Raw genomic sequence first — 23,937 nt, 5'->3', positions numbered from 1 at the left:
GCAAAATAGTCTCATACCTTAATTGATGTAAGTAAGGTTATGCTCATATATACATCACTGATTGCTATTTCACTTGCGCGAAGGCGTTGAAACCGACCCTATAACGCTATATCTTTAGCACGCGATCTTTTCGTCATAATAGGAACACTATGATATCTGTTAAAAACCTGTCGAAATTGTTTGGCCATTTCACAGCTGTCGAAGATTTAAGCTTCGATATCAAGCCGGGCGACATTGTCGGTTTTTTAGGCCCAAATGGTGCTGGTAAATCTACCACGATGAAAATGCTAACCGGGTTTTTACAGCCCACGAGTGGCACGATTGATATTTTCGATTTATCAATGGCACGTCATGCTAAAACTATTCAGCAACGCATAGGTTATTTACCTGAAGGCGCTCCAGCTTATGGTGATATGACGACCTATCAATTTCTTAAATTCATCGCTGAAGTTAGAGGGTTCAAAGGTAAAGAAAAAGAGCGCCGCATAACCGAAGTAGTAGAGAAAATCGAACTTCAGGAAGTGATGAATCGACCTATCGAGAACTTATCGAAGGGATTTAAACGACGTGTTGGTCTTGCGCAAGCTTTGCTCCATGATCCTGATATCTTGATCCTAGATGAGCCAACCGATGGCTTAGATCCTAATCAAAAACATCAAGTACGTGAGTTGATAACACAGTTAGCAAAAGACAAAATAGTTATCATTTCTACGCATATATTGGAAGAAGTCACTGCTGTATGTAATCGAGTTATGATTATAGCTAAAGGTAAATTATTATTTAATGATACCCCTTTAAGCTTGCAGAAGCGCTCTCGATACTATCAGGCTGTTACCATTCATCTTAGCTATCTTGCTGATATTTCAGGTTTAGCCGAGTTAGAAGGCGTTGCTGAAATGGAAGTGGAGCAAAAAACAGGGCACGTTACCTTATTTCCAGAGCCCGGAAGACACATATTGCATGAAGTGACTGCCCATGTGCAGCGTGCAAAATTACCAGTAGATACTTTGTTTATTGAACAAGGGCGTCTAGACCAAGTCTTCAGAGAATTAACAACAGAGGTAGCATAGCTGTGGCACACATTTTTATCTTGTTTAAGCGTGAGTTTGCAGGTTATTTCGCCTCACCTGTGGCATACGTATTTATCGGTATTTTTCTTGTTCTTTCCGCGGTATTCGCATTTTTTATCGGAGGATTTTTCGAACGAGGGCAGGCAGACCTGCTGGCATTTTTCAATTTTCATCCGTGGCTGTATTTATTCTTGGTCCCTGCGATTGCAATGCGCAGCTGGGCTGAGGAACGAAAAAGCGGCAACATTGAATTATTAATGACACTTCCCGTTAGTACATGGCAAGCGACGTTAGGAAAATTTTTTGCTGCATGGGGCGTATTAGGTTTAGCGCTGTTGTTGACGTTTCCCATTTGGCTGACAGTGAATTATCTGGGCAAGCCAGATAATGGAATTATTGTTGCTGCGTATTTAGGTAGTTGGTTGATGGCCGGTGCGTTTCTCGCAATTGGGATGTGTATGTCGGCGTTATCAAAGAATCAAATTATCGCGTTCATTCTTGCGATTGTAGTGTGCTTTCTGTTCGTGGTCAGTGGCAGCTCAATCGTTCTTGATTCATTCAAAGGGTGGGCTCCGTCATTATTACTCGATACCGTGGCATCGTTTAGTTTTCTAACGCATTTTGAAGCTATGGCCAAAGGCGTAATAGCGTTAAATGACGTCGGTTATTTCGTTTTAGTTACTATGGCTTGGTTATATGCGGGATTACTTATTATTGAACAAAAGAAGGCTGATTAACCATGAGTAATAGATTAACGACCTGGTTAAGTATGCTATTCATTGGCATATTATTTTGTGCATTAGTCCTACTTAATAATCAACTGCTTAGCAATTATCGTGTCGATTTAACGGAGGATAATGTGTATTCGCTGTCCGAGGGTAGCCAGCAGATATTGACTGAAATTGATGAACCACTGAATTTGTACTTTTTCTTTTCTGATAAAGCATCGAAGAATATGATCACCTTGCGTAATTACGCAATGCGCGTTCAAAGTCTGCTTGAAGAGTACGCTAGCCGTTCTAACGGCAAAATTAAATTGCATATTTTAGACCCCGAAGCCTTTTCAGAAAAAGAAGACAGGGCGGACCAATTTGGTTTAACAGCAGCTAACATTGGCGCCGCTGGTGAAGCAGTTTACTTAGGGCTCGGCGCGACTAATGCGTTAGATGATCAGCAAGTTATTGCTTTTTTCGATCCACAACAAGAGCGCTTTTTAGAGTATGAAATCAGTAAACTGATTTACCAACTAGTTAACCCTAAACAAGTAAAAGTAACTTTGCTCACTGATTTACCGGTAGCGGGTGGACAGAACCCAATGACTGGAGGCTTTGATCAACCTTGGACTTTCTATACGCAATTACAGCAACTTTATGTGGTTGAGAAAATTGGTAGCGATGCCTCTGAATTACCTAAAGGTACGGACGTATTAATTGTTGCGCATCCTAAAAACCTAAGTGATGAATTATTATACGCAATTGACCAATACACTATGGATGGCGGTCGGGCACTTATTTTTATTGACCCTCACAATGAGTCAGATCAAATGAGTATGTTAACGGGGGCATCAACGGGCGCTAATAGCTCAAATTTAATGCGCTTGTTTGACACTTGGGGTGTGAATTTTAACGAGCAACAAGTGTTGTTAGATGCGTTTGCTGGATTAGACGTACGAACACAAACGGGCGATGTTACGCGGCATTTTGGTTTTGTTGGTTTCGGTGCTAATGAATTAAATGATAAAGATGTGACGACCTCCAGTTTGGACTTGATTAATGGCGCCTCTTTTGGTGTATTTAATAAGGAAGGCAATTCTTCATTAAGCTGGTCTACTTTATTGCACTCCACGAAAAACTCTGACCTTATCGATAGCGCACTGTATGCACAAACACGTGACCCACAAGTATTGAGTCAGGAATATAAAAGCGACAACAAAGAATATATTTTAGCCACTAGATTGACCGGCAGCGTCAAGTCAGCTTTTGAGTATGCGCCAGAAGGAATTGACGAGCAGGGGCACTTAAGACAGACACGAGATTTTAATGTGATCCTAGTGGGTGACACCGATTTACTATCAGATCGATTCTGGGTACAACAATCATCGTTTTTTGGCGAGACAATTACGACACCATTTGCGAATAATGGCGATTTTGTAACGAATGTTGTTGAAAACCTTGCTGGTAGCAATGCACTAATCAGCATCCGCAGTAGAGGAACCTTTGCTCGTCCATTTGACAAGGTCGACCAGTTAAAGCTCGTTGCAGAGCAAAAATTTCGAGAGCAAGAAAAAATATTACAACAACAACTTGATGAAACTGAATCGCAGTTGGCACAACTACAAGAGCAACAAGGCGAAGGCGGCGCGCTGGTTATCTCTGCTCAACAACAAGAAGCAATTGATGATTTTATGGAGCAAAAAATTCAAATCCGTAAATCCTTACGAGATGTTCGCCATCAACTTGATAAAGATATAGAGAAACTGGGTAACCTTGTTAAATTTGGCAATATTGTTGTAGCGCCTTTGATTTTGGTTTTATTCCTAATGTTAGGCCGACGCTTACTACGTAGCCGCTATAAGCCGAATAGGCATACACCCGTTAACGCCAAGGAGGGACAATCATGAGTCGTGCACTACTAATACTGGTGTTAGCAGCAATACTGGCCTGTGGAGCAGGATATTGGCTATTGCAGGAAGGGGGGCCTTCACAAGAGGAATCACAACTTGCGTTACCCTTGTTGGCTGAGCATGCGACAGATGTTGACCGAATAACGTTAAGTAATGCTAACGGCGTTCTGCTTAACGCTCAGCGAGAGAATGATCGTTGGCAAACAGATGTCTACTCAGACAGTGGCGAACTGGTAGGGCGTTTTCCTGTGGACCACGAAAAATTAGCTTCTTTGCTTCAAGCTCTCGCGCAAGCCGAATTGGTAGAGCCTAAAACGAGAAAAGACAGCAACTACCATCACTTAGGTTTGCAGGATATCTCAGCTAACGATAGTTTGGCGACGTTAGTAACATTAGCGAGCAAAGGCCAATCTTGGCAAGTTTTGGTAGGGAATAACTCTACAATTGGCAATGATCGGTATCTGCGGGTTCCTAGTCAAGCACAAGCATGGTTAAGCGATCGTGCGATTAACCTGCCACTGACGAATAGCGAGTGGTTACAACAACCCATTTTACCGTTTGATGAATCTGATTTCTCCAGTATTACCCGAGTAGATGGTACGTCTTGGCAAATATTTAGAGCGAGCGCGGGCGAATCCTTTGTTCTCAAAGACCAGCTTCAAACACAAGCGCTTAAATACGGTGGCGTGTTGGATGCGATTGCACTGAATTTGGCGGGGATCCATTTTGAACAGTTATTACCAATGACGTTTCTCGACTGGGAAAATTTGACCCCTATGGTGACACTTGACGTCAATACCGCTTATGGCCATACATTTCGCGTCGAAATTGCGCAGCAGCAAGATAGCGCCTTTTTACGTATCGCCAATGCAACACCCACTGATTATTGGGCCGATTGGATTTATCAAATCCCAAAATTTAATGGTGAGCAGCTTAATAAAAATATTGAAGATTTCTTAGCAATTGAAGCACAAAAAGAAGCAAAAAAACCAATTCCATCATACCCAATTGACGAAGGTGAATCTCCTCAATAGCGAGGATTAAATATCGGTTTTTTGGGCACTTAATTTGCGCATGGTACGTAGCCAATAAGCTTGGCCTAATTGCTGGGCCTTGGCGATATTGCGCTGTGGAATATTTTCAGGGTCGGGATAGGTACGAAGCACTCTGTCTAGGCTGCTTTCCCGTAATATATGCAAAATTGGCAATGGCGATCTGTTTGTGTAATTAGACAGATCGTCATGTGATTCGCCTTCAAAGCAATAATCAGGATGAAAACTAGCTAACTGAAATTTGCCACCGTAACCGCCTCTATCGATCAACGCTTGTGCCATTGCAACTAAATCAAGATATTCATCAAAATCACTAAAGCCAAGGCTAAATATAAGTAAGCTGGTTTCAATTTTATTATTTTGCTCCAAATTCTGTAATTCAATTAAAAACTGATTGGTCGCTTCATCTAAGGTTATGCTCTCGCAAATACGATAGGCGATACTGTCTCGCTCGAATTCGCGTTTTGCAAAAGGGCAAAAGTTATGTCCGATGATAATGTCACTCAACCAAGTGCGTATGGATTGAATGACATCATTATGGCTAGGAGGGGTTTTCACAATAAATTAGCAAGCCTTAACTGGAGTGGTACTTGACGTAAGCTTCTAAGGTGTTCTCAATAAGGCTTGCTACCGTCATAGGGCCTACGCCTCCTGGAACAGGTGTTATCCAGCCGGCGCGCTGCTCTGCCGTTACATAATCTACATCACCTACTAATTTACCGTCTGTTTGACGGTTAATGCCTACATCGATCACAATCGCACCAGGTTTGATCCATTCTCCTGGGATAAACGCCGATATTCCAACCGCCACAACAAGCAGGTCTGCTCGTCTTACATGAGACTCTAAATCTTTGGTGAACTTATGGCAGCTAGTAACGGTACAACCGGCCAGTAGTAATTCCATAAACATTGGACGGCCAACAATATTCGAAGCACCGACTATAACCGCATCTAAGCCTTTAATAGGTCGTTTGGTCGATTCTATTAATGTCATGATGCCTTTCGGTGTACAAGGGCGTAGTGCAGGGATCCGTTGTGCTAAACGACCGATATTATATGGATGGAAACCATCAACATCTTTATGAGGCAAAATACGCTCTAATACCTGTTCACTGTCTAAACCTGCGGGCAAAGGTAATTGCACCAGAATACCGTCAATTGTTTGATCGGCATTAAGCTTATCAATTAGTTCCAGTAAGCTTCGCTCTGAAGTTGTGGAGGGCAAGTCATAAGATTTTGATACAAACCCTACTTCTTCACACGCTTTGCGTTTGTTGGCCACATAAACGTGCGAAGCTGCGTCACTACCTACCAAAATTACCGCTAAGCCAGGGGGGCGTTTGCCCGAGGAAACAATAGATTCAACGTGTGACGCAACGTGCTGACGCACCTGTTGGGCGATTAATTTACCATCGATTTTTTGAGCAGGCATATAAAAAATTAACTGAAAGAATAGGGAAGGGTATTGTCACATATCGCGCTAGATTCAACAATCCACCCCAGGCTTATTTGTAAATAGTATCGAATGTACTTGCCCTGACGATGCAACTAAACAAATATACGCCTATATAGTTTGTATCAATTGTTAAGGTGTATCGTTTGGAATTATCTCCTGTTGAAATATTTGGCTATTGTGCGTCAGCAGTAATCGCCTATTCGTTAACGCGTAGCTCGATCGTTAGATTACGTTGGTTTAATTTAGCTGGGGCTTCGTCTTTTTGTTTGTACGGCATTATTATACAAGCCTATCCCGTAGCCATATTAAATGGTTTTATTACCCTGACGAATTTGTTTTTCCTACGTAGATTGCTTTTTGATGTGGAGCGACAGTTTTCTGTCTTGGCAGTGAGTCGTCCATCAAATTACGTGGATTTCTTTTTGGAGTACCATCAACAAGAGATTAAACATTTGTTTCCCCGTTTTATGAAAGTGTCGGCAGATATCAAGCGCGAATATTTCTTTTTAACCGAGCGCACGGAAGTCGTCGGCATGTTATCTGGTTATCCGCAGACAAACGGTGACTTTTTGGTTGATTTTGATTTTGTTATTCCTGCCTACCGTGATTGTCATCTTGGTCAATATATAATTGGCAAGGGGCAACAACTATCTAAACAGTTTGGTTTTCAAAATATAATTGCGCTTGCGGACAGTTATGAGCACGAACATTATCTTCACACTATCGGATTTAGCCCCAAAAAGAATGGTCGCTGGACTTTCGATGGCGAATAATCACCTCATTCAGTTATTTTTCGGTCATGATTCGTAAAACGATTACAGTATGCGCGAAGGTATTTGTTTGAGGATTATTAAATTAAATGTATGTTTTGTGCACATTTTGTTGTTTTCCTATTCAAATTGCTAAAAAAAACAGCAGTCAGTCATTTTCTTTTAAAAAAGTGTTTGACGGCAGAAATACATCTGTTTACTATGCGCTCCCCGTTGAGAGACAGAGAATAACTCTTCGGGTTGTTAAGTCGGTGAGTAGCGCAGCTTGGTAGCGCACTTGGTTTGGGTCCAAGGGGTCGCAGGTTCGAATCCTGTCTCACCGACCATTTCTCTAGATTGTAAAAGATTCGTAGGGCGCCCGTAGCTCAGCTGGATAGAGCACCCGCCTTCTAAGCGGGTGGTCGCAGGTTCGAGTCCTGCCGGGCGCACCATGTGAACCTGGCAACAATTATCGCTTTGGTGGGCGTAGCTCAGTTGGTAGAGTCCCGGATTGTGATTCCGGTTGTCGTGGGTTCGAGCCCCATCGTCCACCCCACTTGCGGAAGTGGTGAAATTGGTATACACGCTGGATTTAGGTTCCAGTGCCTCACGGCGTGAGAGTTCAAGTCTCTCCTTCCGCACCATCTCTTTGTTCCATCCCCTAGTAATATCTTATTTTATACCCTTTCATTAGTAATGCCCCGAGTTCGTTTAAACCAAACTATTTCGTATTTCAGCTCGACTTAAAGTCGCTGTATAGCTATACTGCTGCGTCTTTTTTATCCGGCTAGACGTGATAGGCGAGCGAACAAAAGAGTTTAACTCGCGAATAGAGCGGGGTGGATTAAGTTTACCTTAATCGTATCCCACAGATAAAAAAACCCATCAAACATTTTTATAAATGCGCAGTCGAGCGCAAAGTTGAGGTAGAAGAATGCAAGTTTCCGTTGAGACGACTCAAGGTTTAGAACGCCGTCTTACCATCACTGTGCCTGCTGAATCGATTGATTCAGAGGTTAAGTCTCGCTTACAACAGTTAGGTAAGACCCAACGTATTAATGGTTTCCGTCCGGGCAAAGTTCCAGTTAGCGTAATTAAGAAACGTTATGGTCAAGCCGTGCGTCAAGAAATTGCTGGCGAAGCTATGCAGCGCAACTTCTATGAAGCTATTGTGCAAGAAAAAATTACCCCAGCAGGTATGCCTAACTTCGAAATGAAAACTGACGTTGACGGACAAGATTTAGAGTTCGTGGCGGCGTTTGAAGTGTATCCTGAAGTTGAAGTAAAAGATGTTGAAAAAATTGAAGTAGAGAAGCCAGTGGTAGAAATTACCGATGCTGATCTTGAAACTATGATGGAAACATTACGTAAACAGCATGCTACGTGGAAAGAAGTTAAACGGAAATCGAAGAAAGATGACCGTGTAACTGTTGATTTCGTAGGCACTATCGACGGTGAAGAGTTTGAAGGCGGAAAAGCTGAAAACTTCGAACTAGAGATGGGTAAAGACCGCATGATCCCAGGGTTTGAAAAGCCAATCGTTGGCGCAAAAGCCGGTGATGAAGTGGTTGCTGATGTAACGTTCCCAGAAGATTATCATGCTGAAGCCCTTAAGGGTAAGGCTGCTCAATTCAAAATCACCGTGAATAAAGTAGAAGGTCTAGACCTTCCTAAAGTTGACGAAGAGTTTGCTAAATTATTCGGTGTTGACGATGGCAATGTTGAGTCACTTCAAGCTGAAGTACGTAAGAACATGCAACGTGAGCTTGAGCAAACGTTGAAAGCTAATGTGAAAGAGCAAGTGATCGAAGGTTTGTTAGCAAACAACGTAATTGACTTGCCTAAAGCGTTAGTCGATCAAGAAATCAATGCCCTGCGCGAGCAAGCAAAGCAACGTTTTAGCCAGCAACAAGGTGGCAATGTTGATAATCTTCCTGAGTTACCAGCTGACTTGTTCCTAGAGAATGCTCGTAAGCGTGTTTCTATTGGTTTGTTGCTTGGTGAAGTTATTAAGACTGAAGCGTTAAAAGTTGATACCGCTAAAGTTGATGCATTGATCGAAACAGCCGCGTCTGCGTATGAAGATCCTCAAGAAGTTATTGAGTACTACAAAACTAATGACGAGTTAATGCAGCAAATGCAGAACGTCGCGTTAGAAGAGCAAGCTGTTGAAGTACTTCTAAGCAAAGCAAATGTGAAAGAAGTAAACAAAGCTTTTGATGAGATCATGAATAAACAGGCGTAAATTGCCTTTTGTTAATTGACTTATCTAGTCTGCAACTGCTTAAATGCTCGGTAAATACCGAGCATTTTTATTTGTGAAGAAAATATATGATGAATACACCGTTTGATCCTACAAATGCATTAGTACCTATGGTGGTTGAACAAACTGCTAAAGGTGAGCGCTCTTATGATATTTATTCTCGCTTACTGAAAGAGAACGTCATTTTCATGGTTGGCCAAGTTGAAGACCACATGGCTAACCTTATTGTTGCCCAGATGTTATTTTTAGAAGCTGAGAATCCAGAAAAGGATATTTTCCTTTACATCAATTCTCCTGGCGGCTCTGTAACAGCTGGCATGGCTATTTATGATACCATGAACTTTATTAAACCTGACGTTAGCACTGTGTGCATTGGCCAGGCCGCAAGTATGGGCGCATTTTTGTTGTCTGGCGGGACTAAAGGTAAACGTTACTGTCTACCTAATGCACGCGTCATGATTCACCAGCCATTGGGCGGGTTTCAAGGACAAGCGTCAGATTTTGAAATACATGCAAAAGAAATTCTGTCTATTAAAGAGAAGATGAATCGTTTAATGGCGGCTCACACCGGACAAGATTACGAAAAAGTGTCACGAGACACTGACAGAGACAATTTCTTGGGTGCTCAAGATTCCGTAGACTATGGTTTAGTTGATCAAGTATTAACGAGCCGTCCAGACGCTAGCAATAGCGCTACGAAGAAGTAACCAGTTATTGTTGATTTTGTTTAGTGCGTTTATGCATCGAATTGGCATTAAAGCGCACTAAGTCAACCAAAAGAGAAGAGATAATAGATGAGTGATAAGCAAAGCGGAGATGGTGATAACAAGCTACTTTATTGTTCTTTTTGTGGAAAAAGCCAGCATGAAGTAAGAAAGCTTATTGCCGGTCCATCAGTTTTTGTATGCGATGAATGCGTCGAATTATGTAATGACATTATTCGCGAAGAAATTAAAGAAATCGCACCTAAACAGAAACAAGATGAACTTCCCACGCCGAAAGAAATTCACAGTCATCTCGATGATTATGTCATTGGTCAAGAACACGCAAAAAAGGTGCTATCGGTAGCGGTATATAACCACTACAAGCGCCTACGTAATGGTGACGTTCATGATGGCGTGGAACTTGGCAAAAGTAACATCTTGCTTATGGGTCCTACTGGTAGTGGTAAAACCCTGCTGGCAGAAACCTTGGCGCGTTTACTCGATGTTCCGTTTACCATGGCTGATGCTACGACGCTTACCGAAGCGGGTTATGTAGGAGAAGATGTCGAGAATATCATTCAAAAGCTATTGCAGAAATGCGATTACGATGTCGAAAAAGCACAGCGCGGTATCGTTTACATAGATGAGATTGATAAAATTTCTCGTAAGTCAGACAACCCTTCTATTACCCGTGACGTTTCTGGTGAAGGTGTTCAACAAGCACTGCTTAAACTGATTGAAGGTACGGTTGCATCTGTTCCCCCTCAGGGCGGTCGTAAGCATCCTCAACAAGAATTTTTGCAGGTCGATACATCTAAAATTCTATTTATTTGTGGCGGTGCGTTTGCAGGACTTGATAAAGTCATTGATCAACGTGCGCATACAGGAACCGGTATCGGTTTTGGTACGGCGATTAAAGATGTCAACAATAAAGCCAAAGAAGGTGATTTGTTGAAGATGGTCGAGCCTGAAGATTTGGTTAAATATGGTTTGATTCCTGAGTTTATTGGGCGTTTACCTGTTCTGACTAGCTTAGAAGAGTTGAGTGAAGACGCGCTGATTCAAATTTTGCGTGAACCGAAGAACTCCTTAACAAAGCAATATGCTGCATTGTTTGCTCTTGAAGGTACAGAATTGGAATTCAGAGAAGACGCACTGCAAGCTATTGCTAAAAAAGCGATGTCTCGTAAGACAGGAGCACGTGGACTGCGCTCAATCGTAGAAGCTGTCTTGCTCGATACTATGTACGAGCTGCCGTCGATGTCTAATGTCAGTAAAGTGGTGGTTGATGAAACGGTTATCCGTGGAGAGTCAAAACCTATATTGATATACGATAGCGCGGCGGACAAAAAGTCCATCTCGGAATAGAACATTATTGAAAATTAAAAAGGCTCTTAGGAGCCTTTTTTTATATCTCGCTTTTGATTCTAACTTTCAATTGAGCATAAAGTTTAGATTGTAGGGGGATATAGGCTTCTTTAGCGATCAATTTTGTGTTTTATTAAAGGTTTCAAGGGATTGTTTACGTTTTTCGTTTGAACTTTTTGTGCAAAGCCCCATATACAATTTCATTGCGCCATTTTTCCTTTTTTATTACACGAGACACAATATGACCAAAGAGAATGTTGATTACACAGAAATGCCTGTCTTGGCATTACGTGATGTGGTGGTTTATCCACACATGGTTATTCCCTTATTTGTAGGTCGCGAAAAGTCGATACGTTGTTTAGAAGCAGCGATGGACAAAGACAAACAGATTTTTTTAGTAGCCCAAAAAGATGCCAGCACAGATGAGCCGCAGCCTGACGATATATTCACCGTAGGGACCATAGCGACTATATTGCAGTTATTAAAGTTGCCTGATGGCACGGTAAAAGTATTGGTAGAAGGGAATCAGCGCGCGCAGATTGCAGATTTTGTCAGTACCGATGATTTCTTCATCGCTAATATCGCCATCAAGGAAGACCTTGAGGTAGACGAGAGCGAACAAGAAGTGATTATTCGCTCGGCTATTTCGCAGTTTGAAGGTTACGTCAAATTAAATAAAAAAATTCCTCCAGAGGTGCTTACCTCGTTGAGCGGTATCGAACAAGCCGCTCGACTAGCTGATACCATGGCAGCGCACATGCCTCTAAAATTAGCTGAAAAGCAGAAAGTATTGGAGATGGATCAAGTTAACGATCGTCTTGAATACTTAATGGCGCTCATGGAAAGCGAAATCGATTTGCTTCAGGTGGAAAAGAAGATCCGCACCCGAGTCAAGAAGCAGATGGAAAAGAGCCAGCGTGAGTATTATTTGAATGAGCAAATGAAGGCTATTCAAAAAGAGCTTGGTGAGCTAGATGAAGCGCCTGACGAATTTGAAGCATTAAGTAAAAAAATTGAAGACGCTAAGATGCCTGAAGAAGCTAAGAAAAAAGCAACGACAGAGCTAAGCAAATTGAAAATGATGTCTCCCATGTCAGCTGAAGCGACTGTGGTACGCAGTTATATTGATTGGTTGACCAATGTACCTTGGACTAAGCGCAGTGCCGTTAAGAAAGATCTGGCTGCAGCGGATAAGTTACTTGATACAGAACATTTTGGTTTAGAGAAAGTTAAAGAACGTATCATTGAGTATTTAGCGGTTCAGCAGCGCGTGAAAAAGCTTAAAGGGCCTATTTTGTGTTTAGTGGGTCCTCCAGGAGTTGGTAAAACCTCTCTTGGACAGTCTATTGCTAAAGCAACAGGCCGTAAGTATGTGCGCATGGCGTTGGGCGGGGTTCGTGATGAAGCTGAAATTCGCGGGCACAGACGAACCTACATTGGTTCTATGCCTGGCAAGTTGATTCAAAAAATGGCTAAAGTTGGCGTGAAAAACCCGTTATTTTTGCTTGATGAAATCGACAAGATGTCATCTGATATGCGCGGAGACCCGTCATCAGCGTTACTGGAAGTATTGGATCCTGAACAGAACGGTACTTTTAGTGATCATTACTTAGAAGTTGATTACGACCTTTCTGATGTCATGTTTGTGGCAACGTCTAATAGTATGGATATTCCAGGCCCTTTGTTGGACCGAATGGAAGTGATTCGTTTATCTGGTTATACAGAAGATGAAAAACTGAATATAGCCATGCGTCATTTACTTGATAAGCAAATCGCACGCAATGGCCTTAAAGCTAAAGAATTAGTTATCGAAGAATCAGCGATTATGGGTATCATTCGTCATTATACCCGAGAGGCTGGCGTACGGAATTTAGAGCGTGAAATTTCTAAAATTTGTCGTAAAGCCGTTAAAAATATTCTGCTAAATAAAGATACAAAGTGCGTGACGGTTAACCAAGACAACTTAGCCGACTATCTTGGTGTACAACGTTTTGATTATGGAAAAGCGGAAAATAATAATCAGATAGGCCAAGTCACAGGTTTGGCTTGGACTCAAGTAGGTGGTGAATTATTGACCATTGAAACGACATCGGTAGTAGGCAAAGGTAAAATGACATTCACTGGTTCACTGGGTGACGTTATGCAAGAGTCGATTCAAACAGCCATGACGGTCGTGCGTAGTCGTGCAGAAAAATTACGCATTAATAGTGATTTCCATGAAAAACGTGACATCCATGTTCACGTACCTGAAGGGGCAACTCCAAAGGACGGACCAAGTGCCGGTATCGCCATGTGCACAGCGCTTGTATCAACACTTACCGGTAATCCCGTTCGCTGTGATGTCGCGATGACAGGCGAAATTACGTTGCGTGGTGAAGTATTGGCGATCGGTGGATTAAAAGAGAAATTATTGGCTGCTCACCGTGGGGGAATAAAAACCGTTATCATTCCAAAAGAGAACGAACGCGATTTACAAGAGATCCCAGATAATGTAAAACAAGACCTATCTATCCACCCAGTCAGGTGGATAGACGAAGTTTTAGAGTTGGCATTGCAAGAAAATCCCGAGCGTTTTAGCCTTGAAAAGCCAAGCAAGGGTAAAAAATAGCCACTTAGGGCTAGTTTTTTCGTTTTTTTTGGAAATAAGGGCTTCAATCAACAAAAAGTTGTGGTAGCCTTTGTTCCAGTTTCGCTTTAGGCCTTGTCACAAAAGGGATTGCGGCGATATCTACAAAGTTAAAAATTTGTGAATTTATGCTTGAAGTTCAAATTTAAGCTTGGTATAACATTTTCCGCATTCTTGTTTGCGGATAATTAATATAATAACAATTGAAGGGGATCATATTGTGAATAAGTCTCAACTTATCGACCAAATCGCTGCAAGTGCAGATATTTCTAAAGCAGCTTCAGGACGTGCACTAGATGCATTGACTGACGCAATCACTGCAGCACTTAAAGAAGGTGATCAAGTTGCTCTTGTAGGTTTCGGTACATTCTCTGTACGTGAGCGTGCAGCTCGTAGTGGTCGTAATCCACAGACTGGTGAAACAATCCAAATTTCTGCTGCTAAAGTTCCGTCGTTCAAAGCCGGTAAAGCGCTTAAAGACGCTTGTAACTAAGCAAAGTTTTTCAGTTAAAAAGGCGATGATTTATCATCGCCTTTTGTTTATCTGCTGTTAATTAATGATTACGTTTAATATATAATCCTGCCTCCTTAATATTTAGTAAAATTCAGCTTATCTCAAGCAACTCACTTGGAGTTAAAAACGAACATGTTGGAAAGAATCAGAGAGGGAACCCAAGGCAAGTGGGCCATGGCTATCCTAGGGTTGGTGATTTTAAGTTTTATGTTTGCCGGTGTAGGCAGTTATATCAACTCATCTGCCGAAACTGCGGCAGCTAAAGTCAACGACGACACCATTTCACAAGCGGATCTAGAACGCGCTTATCAAAATGAACGCGGGCGAATGGAATCTCAATACGGCGACGCATTCGCTGCATTGACAGCCGATAGCGCTTATTTGCAACAATTCAGACAAGGCGTATTAGATCGGTTGATCGGTGACAAATTGCTTGAGCAAGCAGCTATTGATTTAGGTCTTCGTGTTAGCGATGCGCAAATCAAGCAAGCTATCGTCGCTATGCCAGAATTTCAATTTGATGGAAAGTTCGATAACGAAAGATATACTGCAGTATTGCGTCAAGCGGGATTTCAACCAAACGAATTCCGTGATTATATGCGCGTAGATATGACTCGCCGTCAACTTTCAAACGCATTATTGGGATCTGAATTTACCCTGGTTGCTGAATCGAAGCAGGCATACAAACTGCAAGAGCAAACGCGTGACGCTCGCTATTTGACAATACCAGCACAGCCGTTTGGTGACGAAATTACGGTATCTCCAGAAGATATCGAAAATTATTACCAAGCTAATATTACGCAGTTTGATACTCAGCAGAAAGTCAGTCTTGCCTACGTTGAGCTGTCGATAGACGATTTATTGTCAGATATCGTGGTTTCTGATGATGAAGCTGAGCAATACTACGAGCAGAATATCCAAGATTTCAGAACACAAGAAGAGCGCCGAGCATCGCATATCCTGGTTGAATTTGCGGATGATGAGCAAAAAGCTGCTGAATCAGCCCAAGATATCTTAGAAAAAGTTAACGATGGTGGCGATTTTGCTGAATTAGCAAAAGAATATTCAAGTGATACATTTAGTGCCGAGAACGGTGGCGACCTTGACTGGTTTAGTCTTGGAATGATGGATCCCGCTTTCGAAGATGCTGCATTTGGTTTGGCTAACGTTGGCGATATATCAGCTGTTGTTAAAAGTGAATTTGGTTTTCATATTATCAAACTAACCGATATCAAACCTGAGCAAACGAGTCCTTATGCTGACGTGAAAGAAGACGTACTTGCTAAAATAAAAACAGAGAAGGCGGAAGAAGACTTTTATACTAAGCAACAACGCATGGCCGAAGTCGCATTTGAAGCCCCCGATAGCTTAGATGAAGTTGCCGGTATTGCCGACATAGACGTGCAAACCACGGTTTTATTTAGTCAAGATAGCGTTCCACAAGACGTTAATTATCCGGACGTTGTTGCTCAGGCATTTTCTGATGAGTTAATTAACGATCAAGTGAACAGCGATGTTATTGAGTTGGGTGACAATCACATCATGTTTGTCCGTGTGGCCGATTACGAAGCTCAGCGCACCAAAGCGCTTGATGAAGTCACTGCTCAGATTACTGATCTTTTATTAGCCGAGAAAGCGCAACAAGCGGCTAAAACTTGGGCAGACACACTGTTAGCTGATGTGCGCTCTGAGCAAGATATTAGCGAGAAGCTAAAATCGAAAGGCATTGAATGGCAAGAACAAGATGCGATAGCCAGAAACGGTTCGTCCGTGGCACCGAGCATCGTTGAAGCATTATTTAAACTGACTAGCAATAAAGAGGCTAACGCTCAAGTTGTCGGGTTGTTTAATGGTGACGTAGGGCTTGTACAGTTAATTAAGGTTAATGAAGGCGCTGATATTCCAAGTAGTGATGTAGCAACATTGCAAAATAGATTATCTACTATGCGTGCTCAATTCACATATGGTGAGTTTATTAACGCCCTTCGTGATCAAGCTGACGTCGAAATTTACTAGGCTTGTTAGTTGGAAATAAAAAAAGGAGCTGAAGCTCCTTTTTTTATTTGTTATCACAATTTCAGGTGGCGGTCAGCCATAGCATTAGAGTATAAAATAGTGCAATGATGGCAGAAAATGCCAAAATATAGATAAAACCTTGTTTCCCTTGGCTGATGCTAAACCCCCGTAGCCTGAGATAGGTAAACCATAGTAAACATAAAATTAACGGTAATAGAAAAAGTAGTCTTAACACCGTCTCTCCTTATTGTTTTTTCTTGATAGGGCATCATAACTAGTTTGTAGCGTCTAATAAACGCCAATTTTCTCTGTTCATCAATGATGTAGACATACGTTTTCTGACCGCGCTATATTAATTTTCCGATTTGTTGGGCTTTTGCCGAGGAAACGCATATAATCCGCGCGAATTTTTAATCATCTATTTTGTTATCGGAGACCAATCATGGCCTTAGAACGTACTTTTTCAATTATTAAACCTGACGCAGTTGCAAAAAATGTAATCGGCGCAATTTACAACCGTTTCGAAAGCGCAGGTCTACGTATCGTTGCTTCTAAAATGCTTCACCTTAGCAAAGAACAAGCAGAAGGTTTCTATGCTGAGCATAGCGAACGTCCTTTCTTCGGTGCTTTAGTTGAATTTATGACATCTGGTCCAGTTATGGTTCAGGTTTTAGAAGGCGAAAACGCTGTTCTTAAAAATCGTGAAATCATGGGCGCAACTAACCCAGCTGACGCGCTTGCTGGTACTTTACGTGCTGACTATGCTGCATCAATTGACGAAAATGCATGTCACGGTTCAGATGCACCTGAATCAGCTGCACGTGAAATTGCATACTTCTTCTCTGACGAAGAAATTTGCCCACGTACACGTTAATTTTTTAACGTTTGTATTTAAGGGAGCTTAGGCTCCCTTTTGCGATCTAAATGCTATAGCTACGCCAACAAAATGGCAGTTGTAGCGTAAAAAATGTACACTAGTTTCTTTTAAATGAGGTATCCCGTTCCATGTCAGAAGTGATGTCAGCAAAACCGACTAAAATCAATTTACTTAACTTCAACCGTGCAGGTTTAAGAGAGTATTTTAGTTCGATTGGCGAAAAGCCATTTCGTGCCGACCAAATGATGAAATGGATTTATCAATTAGGGATCTCTGATTTTGATCAAATGACTAATTTGAACAAGGCATTGCGTGAAAAGCTTACTGCGCAGTGTGAGATAAAAGCACCTGAAATCGCTTATCAACAGGATGCATCTGACGGAACAATTAAATTTGCCCTTCGTTTAGAAGGCGGTCAAGAAGTTGAAACCGTATGGATACCCGATGGTGACCGCGCAACACTGTGCGTTTCATCTCAAGTGGGCTGTGCATTAGAATGCACTTTTTGTTCTACTGCGCAACAGGGGTTTAATCGTAATCTCAGTGTATCTGAAATAATTGGGCAGGTATGGCGTGTCGCCACCACTATCGGTTTGTCAAACGACAGTGCTAAACGGCCGATCAGCAATGTGGTGATGATGGGCATGGGTGAACCATTATTGAATCTTAAAAATGTGGTGCCGGCGATGGATCTTATGCTTGATGATCTGGCATTTGGGTTATCAAAACGCCGGGTAACATTAAGCACGTCAGGTGTGGTGCCAGCCCTTGATATGTTAGGCGACCAGATTGATGTAGCATTAGCTATTTCATTACACGCGCCAGACGATGAGCTACGCGATGTACTTGTGCCAGTCAATAAGAAGTATCCCATTCAAGAGTTTTTAGCGAGCGTGCGCCGATATCTTGCTAAATCTCATGCTAACCAAGGTAAAGTAACCGTTGAATACGTAATGTTAAACGGCGTTAACGATAGTACCGATCAAGCGCATGCGCTGGCCAAAGTACTTGCTGATACGCCGTGTAAGATTAACCTTATTCCTTTTAATCCTTATCCAGGCTCGCCTTACACGCGTTCGAGTAATTCAAGAATTGATCGTTTTGCGAAAGTGCTTTCTAGCTATGGCTTAATGGTCGTAGTGCGTAAAACCCGTGGTGATGACATAGACGCCGCATGTGGCCAATTAGTTGGCGACGTAGTGGATAGAACGAAACGTTTGTTGAAAAAACAGATGAAGGGAGAAGAAATTTCGGTGAAAGTGGAGCATTGAGTATTAACCGCTTTATTCATATGAAAATTTTCCGCTTATTAAGCTTATTTATAGTGCTTGGTCTTTGTGCTTGCGTCAGTCAAGGCAATTATTCAAGTCCAGATGATTTTGATAAGCAACGAGCTGCTAAAACACGATTGTCCTTGGGATTAACCTATTTAAAGAATGGTAATTATAGCCAAGCGAAGTTCAATCTTGATAAAGCACTCGAGTTTGCTCCTCAACTTGCAGATGTTCATTACGGTATGGCGTACTATTATCAGAAAGTAGAAGAGTACGATTCTGCATCTCAGGCCTATCTCAAGGCCATAAAAATAGCTCCAGAAAATGCTGACATCGCTAATAGCTATGGTGCATTTCTTTGTGAAAGAGGTGAGTATGAGCAAGCTAAGGTTTATTTTTTCAAAGCGTTAAATAGTGATGTATATAACTCATCTGCTGAAACCTACGAGAATTTGGCGCTGTGTAGTCAAAGTCAAAATGCGCTTGACAAGGCAATTGGTTTTTTGCAAGACGCCTTGAATCATCAGCCAGGAAGAGCAAAGAGTCTATTTCTGTTGACACAGTTACAGTTGCAAGCTCATCGTTTTGGAGCGGCTCGTGACAGTCTACGACGTTATGAGCGAGTTGCCTCAGTATCAGCAGACAGTTTATGGCTAGCTGTACAAATAGAGCAGGAAGCTGGGGCACCTAAGCGCGCGACGGATTATGCTAATATGTTGGTCAGCTTGTACCCTGATTTTCAGCCTGCGTATGATTATTTAAATGGTGGTGGCATTGTTGGCGATGCGTTTGAACCAACGAGAGAATTACCTCCGGTACAGCCCGAACCCAAAGTATCAAAAAAAGAATTAGCACCGAATCAATATCATGTTGTTACAGCGAAAGAGAATCTTTATCGCCTTTCACTGCAATATAACGTTAATATGAGTCAACTCATGGAATGGAACAATATTTCTGATCCAGCATCGATATATATCGGGCAAAAATTAATTGTTGTTGAACCCAAATAATCGTCCCAATAAATTAAGAGTAGCGTTAGTTAAATGAGTGAAGAAGTGCAACAAGTAGAAGAAACTCAGGTTAATGGCCCAGGCCCGGTGTTAAAAGCTGCGCGCTTAGAAAAAGGCTTCTCCGTCGAGTATATTGCCAGTCAAATCCACTTGAAGTCTGGCTTAATCACAGCCTTGGAAGAAGATAAGTACGACCCGAGTATTTCAATGACCTTTATTAAAGGTTATCTCAAATTATATGCGCGCCAGGTTGGTGTATCTGAAGCTCAGGTGCTTAATGGTCTCGATAATTTGAATATGCATAAGAAAGAGCCTGCGAAACTTCAGAGCTTCTCTCGTCGTGTCGCACATCAAGCGAATGACGACAAACTCATGATGGTGACTTACCTCATATTAGCGGTCGTAGTGGCTTTGGTTGTGGTGTGGTGGTTTCAACAAAGCGATAACGATAAAGTTGATACGCTTGAAGCCCCAACTGTTCAAACCAGCCCTTTAGATTCGAATAACGTGAATAACACGCCTGCGCAAAATCAAGACCTTATTTCTGATACGACGGGCGAAAATCTAGCGAACGAAACAGCAAAAGGTTCTGCAAGTAACACGTTGCAAACTTCCCTTGAAAACACTAGTGAACTCGATACTCAAGAAAGTGTAAATGGCAGTGCGGCTAAGGTCGATTCCATTGCACAGAGCAAAACACTGGCAGATAATGCTCAAAATGTTGAAAGTATCATTACTGAGCAGACTGAAGTTCAAACGACGGAAACGACAGATATTGAAAATATCGACCAAGAAGGCCTAGTTGAAATCGTCTTTCAGTTTGCTGATGATTGCTGGATAAGTATTGTGGATGCGACAGGTGAAACAATCGCTGTAGGTGTCAAAGTGTCAGGCCGAGTTATGAATGTATCCGGTAAGCCGCCCTTCGAAGTTATTTTAGGCGCTCCCAGTGAGGTCAGTATTCGTTATGCTGGTGAGGATATCGATATGTCTTTCCTGACACCTAATAGCACAGCAAAATTCACCTTACCTTTGTCATTATAATCCGTTTAATTACTCGACGATAAACCGTTACGATTTATCACCGAGTAAATACGTTATCAAATTGAGTTAGGAAACAGCATGTTTGCAGAGTCACCGATAAAACGCAGAGTATCAACTAGAATCAATGTGGGTAAGGTTCCTATTGGTGGCGGGGCACCCATAGCAGTGCAGTCGATGACCAATACTCCGACCACTGACGTGGATGCGACTGTTGCGCAAATTAAACGTATTGTCGCCGTAGGCGGTGAGATTGTTCGTGTGTCAGTACCGACTATGGATGCAGCAGAAGCGTTTAAACTCATCAAGCAACAAGTTGATGTGCCGTTAATTGCCGATATTCATTTTGATTACCGTATTGCCTTAAAAGTGGCTGAGTATGGTGTAGATTGCCTGCGTATTAATCCAGGTAACATCGGCAGCATGGACCGTGTCCGTTCGGTAGTCGATTGCGCGCGTGATTATGGTATTCCTATACGTATTGGCGTAAATGGTGGTTCACTAGAAAAAGACATACAAGAAAAGTATGGTGAGCCTACCCCAGAAGCACTAGTTGAATCCGCGATGCGTCATGTGGATATTTTGGATAAGTTGAATTTTGATCAATTTAAAGTCAGCGTAAAAGCCTCTGATGTATTTTTAGCCGTAGGCGCTTATCGAGCCTTAGCGCAGAAGATTGATCAACCTCTGCATTTGGGGATTACTGAAGCCGGTGGTTTTAGAGCCGGTGCGGTAAAAAGTGCTGTGGGCTTAGGTATGTTGCTTGCTGAAGGTATCGGCGACACCATTCGTATTTCATTGGCCGCTGATCCTGTTGAAGAGATAAAAGTAGGCTTTGATATTTTAAAGTCTCTACGTATCCGATCTCGTGGCATCAATTTTATTGCCTGTCCAAGTTGTTCGCGTCAAGAATTCGATGTAATCAGTACCGTCAATGCATTAGAGACGCGTTTAGAGGACTTGTTAACCCCGATGGACGTTTCTATTATAGGCTGTGTTGTAAACGGACCTGGAGAAGCTGAAGTATCAGATTTAGGCTTAACGGGGGCGCGAAACATGAGCGGCTACTATGTTGATGGTAAGCGTCAGAAAGAACGTTTATCGAACGACGATTTAGTTGACCAACTAGAAAAGCGCATAAGAGCGAAAGCTGCACTGCTCGATAGCAGCAAGAAAATAGACGTAAAAAACCTTGGTTAAAGACTGACTTAAGTAAAAAAGCGCGATTAAGCCGCGTCTTCATTTACGTTTACCGACATCGCCCCTATAATACGGGGCTTTTTAATATTATCTAGTCAAAGAGAATTTCTTTAGTGTCTAAACAAATACAGGCAATACGAGGCATGAATGATTGCCTTCCTGAACAGTCGGGCTTATGGCAGTGGGCTGAAAAAGCAATCCGTGAAGTCGTTGCCAGTTACGGTTATCAAGAGATCCGCACACCCATTGTTGAAAGTACTGATCTTTTCAAACGTTCTATTGGCGAAGTGACCGATATAGTTGAAAAGGAAATGTACACGTTTGCTGATCGCAACGACGAAAGTTTAACCTTGCGTCCAGAAGGTACCGCTAGTGTGGTACGTGCGGGCAACGAACATGGCTTACTTTACCATCAACAGCAGCGCCTATGGTATTTAGGACCGATGTTTCGTTATGAGCGTCCGCAAAAAGGGCGCTATCGTCAGTTTCATCAGTTCGGTGTTGAAGTATTCGGTCTAGCCGGTCCAGATATTGACGCTGAAGTGATTGCACTTAGTGGACGTTTATGGAAAAAGTTTGGAATTGCCGATCAGGTCACGCTAGAGCTTAATTCATTGGGCTCAAACGAAGCGCGTGAAACGTACCGCCAAGCGTTAGTCGAGTACCTTGTGCTAAGAAAAGATCAATTGGACGAAGACTGCCTTCGCCGTTTGGAAAGTAACCCGCTTCGGGTATTAGATAGTAAGAACCCTCAGGTTCAAGCTGCTATTAGTGATGCTCCAAGTTTAATTGATTACTTAGATGCTGAATCTAAAGAACATTTTCAATCATTGTGTGAACGTTTAGACGCCTTAGGTATCCAATACCGAGTTAATCCTCGATTGGTACGTGGGTTAGATTATTATAATCGTACTGTTTTCGAATGGGTAACGGAAAGTTTAGGTGCCCAAGGAACGGTTTGTGCTGGCGGTCGATACGACGGACTCGTAGAACAGTTGGGAGGTAAGCCCACACAAGGAGTCGGTTTTGCTATCGGTATGGAACGCCTCGTACTGATGCTTCAGGCATGCGGCGCTGAAGAATTCGTTGCCGACCCAGTTGACGTTTATGTCACTGCTATGGGTGACGGAGTTGAACTTTATGCACTTCAGATTGCAGAAAGTTTGCGTGACGTCATGCCATCCCTTAGAGTACAAACCCATTTTGGTGGCGGTAACTTTAAGAAACAAATGAAGCGTGCAGATAAAAGTGCTGCCCGTGTTGCTTTGGTGCTAGGGGAGACCGAACAACAAGAAGAGTTAGTAAGCATTAAGTTTTTACGTGAAGATAAACCGCAAATTCAGGTTGCTCGCTCAGCGTTAGAATCGACATTAACCGAGCTCTTTTCACTTTAATCCGTGTTTGAACAGATAAATAGTCACTGCTTGATATAAAGCCAGTGCTGCAGTCAGAGGAAGTTGCGATGGAACATTACGAAACAGAAGAACAACAAGTTGAAGCGATAAAACGATTTTGGAAAGAGAACGGCACAGCGATTATTGTCGGCGCGGTACTCGGTTTAGGTGGCTTGTGGGGTTGGCGTTATTATAACGATGAACAAATTGCCTCTAAAGAACAAGCATCAGCAGCCTTTGAAGTGCAGACCGCATCTTTGCTAGCAAAAGATGCAAGCTTTGGTGAAGCAAAGCAGTACATTGATCAAAATAGTGATAGTGGTTATGCCCTATTAATGGCTTTCCAACTTGCTCAGCAAGCGATTGATCGTAAAGACTTAAACGAAGCAGAAAAGCAATTATCTTTTGCGGCTAACAATAGCGATAGTGAAGCAGTCAATGGGCTTGCTAATCTACGTTTAGCTCGTGTGCAATTAGCACTAGAGCAACCAGAGAAAGCGCTTGCCAGTATTGAGAAAGTGACTGCGATTGCATTTAGTGCGCAGCAGCAAGAAATTAAAGGTGATATTTACGTTAAGCAAGAAATGTTTGATAAAGCACGTAGCGCTTATAGCGCAGCACTTGCAGCTAATAGTGCTAATAATATTGTAAAAATGAAGCTCGATAACTTGGCACTTGCGGCCAATGGGTAAGGATCGAA

20 protein-coding genes and 4 tRNA genes are annotated in these 23,937 nt (G+C 42.3%); 22 read left to right on the top strand and 2 right to left on the bottom strand.

All coding sequences use genetic code 11. The features are described from left to right. Window positions 1–149: 149 nt before the first annotated feature. The 4 genes from GQR89_RS15290 to GQR89_RS15275 are packed head-to-tail and all read left to right on the top strand — an operon-like array spanning window position 150 to window position 4,727. A complete protein-coding gene (locus GQR89_RS15290; RefSeq protein WP_158770836.1) occupies window positions 150–1,070 on the top strand; it encodes an ABC transporter ATP-binding protein in 921 nt (306 codons plus the stop codon). A 2-nt stretch (window positions 1,071–1,072) separates the two neighbouring features. Next, entirely contained in the window at window positions 1,073–1,807 is a 735-nt protein-coding gene (locus tag GQR89_RS15285; protein ID WP_158770835.1) for an ABC transporter permease, read from the top strand. Window positions 1,808–1,809: 2 nt separating this feature from the next. After that, window positions 1,810–3,690, top strand: coding sequence for a Gldg family protein (locus GQR89_RS15280; RefSeq protein WP_158770834.1), 1,881 nt, complete (start codon window positions 1,810–1,812; stop codon window positions 3,688–3,690). Beyond that, window positions 3,687–4,727 carry a DUF4340 domain-containing protein gene (locus GQR89_RS15275; protein WP_158770833.1) on the top strand — a complete coding sequence of 347 codons (1,041 nt, stop codon included), beginning with the start codon at window positions 3,687–3,689 and terminating at the stop codon, window positions 4,725–4,727. The genes GQR89_RS15280 and GQR89_RS15275 overlap by 4 nt, the downstream gene beginning before the upstream one ends. Window positions 4,728–4,733: 6 nt before the next feature. Here the strand turns inward: GQR89_RS15275 and GQR89_RS15270 are convergent, their stop codons facing one another. Then, window positions 4,734–5,303: a DUF1415 domain-containing protein gene (locus tag GQR89_RS15270; RefSeq protein WP_199271334.1), complete on the bottom strand. Its 570-nt coding sequence runs from the start codon at window positions 5,301–5,303 to the stop codon at window positions 4,734–4,736. 16 nt (window positions 5,304–5,319) lie between these two features. Next, window positions 5,320–6,177, bottom strand: coding sequence for a bifunctional methylenetetrahydrofolate dehydrogenase/methenyltetrahydrofolate cyclohydrolase FolD (folD, locus tag GQR89_RS15265; RefSeq protein ID WP_158770832.1), 858 nt, complete (start codon window positions 6,175–6,177; stop codon window positions 5,320–5,322). Between the two features lie 167 nt (window positions 6,178–6,344). On the opposite strand from folD, the gene GQR89_RS15260 reads away from it, so the two are divergent. The 18 genes from GQR89_RS15260 to GQR89_RS15175 all read left to right on the top strand — a co-directional run bounded on the left by GQR89_RS15260 (window position 6,345) and on the right by GQR89_RS15175 (window position 23,929). Then, window positions 6,345–6,974: a hypothetical protein gene (locus tag GQR89_RS15260; RefSeq protein ID WP_158770831.1), complete on the top strand. Its 630-nt coding sequence runs from the start codon at window positions 6,345–6,347 to the stop codon at window positions 6,972–6,974. 246 nt (window positions 6,975–7,220) lie between these two features. Then, a tRNA-Pro gene (locus GQR89_RS15255) sits at window positions 7,221–7,297 on the top strand. Window positions 7,298–7,325: 28 nt separating this feature from the next. After that, a tRNA-Arg gene (locus GQR89_RS15250) sits at window positions 7,326–7,402 on the top strand. 28 nt (window positions 7,403–7,430) lie between these two features. Further along, a tRNA-His gene (locus tag GQR89_RS15245) sits at window positions 7,431–7,506 on the top strand. Window positions 7,507–7,509: 3 nt separating this feature from the next. Continuing rightward, window positions 7,510–7,594 (top strand) — tRNA-Leu (locus GQR89_RS15240). Window positions 7,595–7,884: 290 nt separating this feature from the next. Further along, entirely contained in the window at window positions 7,885–9,195 is a 1,311-nt protein-coding gene (gene tig / locus GQR89_RS15235; protein WP_158770830.1) for a trigger factor, read from the top strand. 86 nt (window positions 9,196–9,281) lie between these two features. Then, complete coding sequence (gene clpP, locus GQR89_RS15230; RefSeq protein WP_158770829.1) at window positions 9,282–9,920, top strand: ATP-dependent Clp endopeptidase proteolytic subunit ClpP; 639 nt, start codon at window positions 9,282–9,284, stop codon at window positions 9,918–9,920. Window positions 9,921–10,007: 87 nt separating this feature from the next. After that, complete coding sequence (gene clpX / locus GQR89_RS15225; protein ID WP_158770828.1) at window positions 10,008–11,285, top strand: ATP-dependent protease ATP-binding subunit ClpX; 1,278 nt, start codon at window positions 10,008–10,010, stop codon at window positions 11,283–11,285. A gap of 241 nt (window positions 11,286–11,526) precedes the next feature. Next, the gene (gene lon, locus GQR89_RS15220; protein ID WP_158770827.1) at window positions 11,527–13,893 is read left to right on the top strand and encodes an endopeptidase La; all 2,367 of its coding nucleotides are present in this window, start codon (window positions 11,527–11,529) and stop codon (window positions 13,891–13,893) included. Between the two features lie 238 nt (window positions 13,894–14,131). Next, a complete protein-coding gene (gene hupB / locus GQR89_RS15215) occupies window positions 14,132–14,404 on the top strand; it encodes a nucleoid-associated protein HU-beta (RefSeq protein ID WP_006993116.1) in 273 nt (90 codons plus the stop codon). A gap of 153 nt (window positions 14,405–14,557) precedes the next feature. Next, window positions 14,558–16,441: a SurA N-terminal domain-containing protein gene (locus GQR89_RS15210; protein WP_158770826.1), complete on the top strand. Its 1,884-nt coding sequence runs from the start codon at window positions 14,558–14,560 to the stop codon at window positions 16,439–16,441. 442 nt (window positions 16,442–16,883) lie between these two features. Continuing rightward, entirely contained in the window at window positions 16,884–17,315 is a 432-nt protein-coding gene (gene ndk, locus GQR89_RS15205) for a nucleoside-diphosphate kinase (RefSeq protein WP_158770825.1), read from the top strand. A 131-nt stretch (window positions 17,316–17,446) separates the two neighbouring features. Further along, window positions 17,447–18,589: a bifunctional tRNA (adenosine(37)-C2)-methyltransferase TrmG/ribosomal RNA large subunit methyltransferase RlmN gene (locus GQR89_RS15200; protein WP_158770824.1), complete on the top strand. Its 1,143-nt coding sequence runs from the start codon at window positions 17,447–17,449 to the stop codon at window positions 18,587–18,589. A gap of 20 nt (window positions 18,590–18,609) precedes the next feature. Then, on the top strand, window positions 18,610–19,602 hold the full coding sequence (gene pilW, locus GQR89_RS15195; protein ID WP_158772282.1) for a type IV pilus biogenesis/stability protein PilW: 993 nt from the start codon (window positions 18,610–18,612) through the stop codon (window positions 19,600–19,602). Window positions 19,603–19,635: 33 nt separating this feature from the next. Beyond that, window positions 19,636–20,646, top strand: a complete 1,011-nt coding sequence (locus GQR89_RS15190) for a RodZ domain-containing protein (RefSeq protein WP_158770823.1) — start codon at window positions 19,636–19,638, stop codon at window positions 20,644–20,646. Window positions 20,647–20,724: 78 nt separating this feature from the next. Further along, window positions 20,725–21,843, top strand: a complete 1,119-nt coding sequence (ispG, locus tag GQR89_RS15185; RefSeq protein ID WP_158770822.1) for a flavodoxin-dependent (E)-4-hydroxy-3-methylbut-2-enyl-diphosphate synthase — start codon at window positions 20,725–20,727, stop codon at window positions 21,841–21,843. Between the two features lie 113 nt (window positions 21,844–21,956). After that, window positions 21,957–23,237, top strand: coding sequence for a histidine--tRNA ligase (gene hisS / locus GQR89_RS15180; RefSeq protein WP_158770821.1), 1,281 nt, complete (start codon window positions 21,957–21,959; stop codon window positions 23,235–23,237). A 68-nt stretch (window positions 23,238–23,305) separates the two neighbouring features. Then, window positions 23,306–23,929: a tetratricopeptide repeat protein gene (locus GQR89_RS15175; protein WP_158770820.1), complete on the top strand. Its 624-nt coding sequence runs from the start codon at window positions 23,306–23,308 to the stop codon at window positions 23,927–23,929. Window positions 23,930–23,937: the final 8 nt, after the last annotated feature.

Origin of the sequence: Paraglaciecola sp. L1A13, from assembly GCF_009796745.1 — a bacterium.
Classification (GTDB): Bacteria; Pseudomonadota; Gammaproteobacteria; order Enterobacterales; family Alteromonadaceae; genus Paraglaciecola.
Note: the sequence above shows the minus strand (reverse complement) of the source record. Positions and strands in the feature narration are given on the sequence as shown.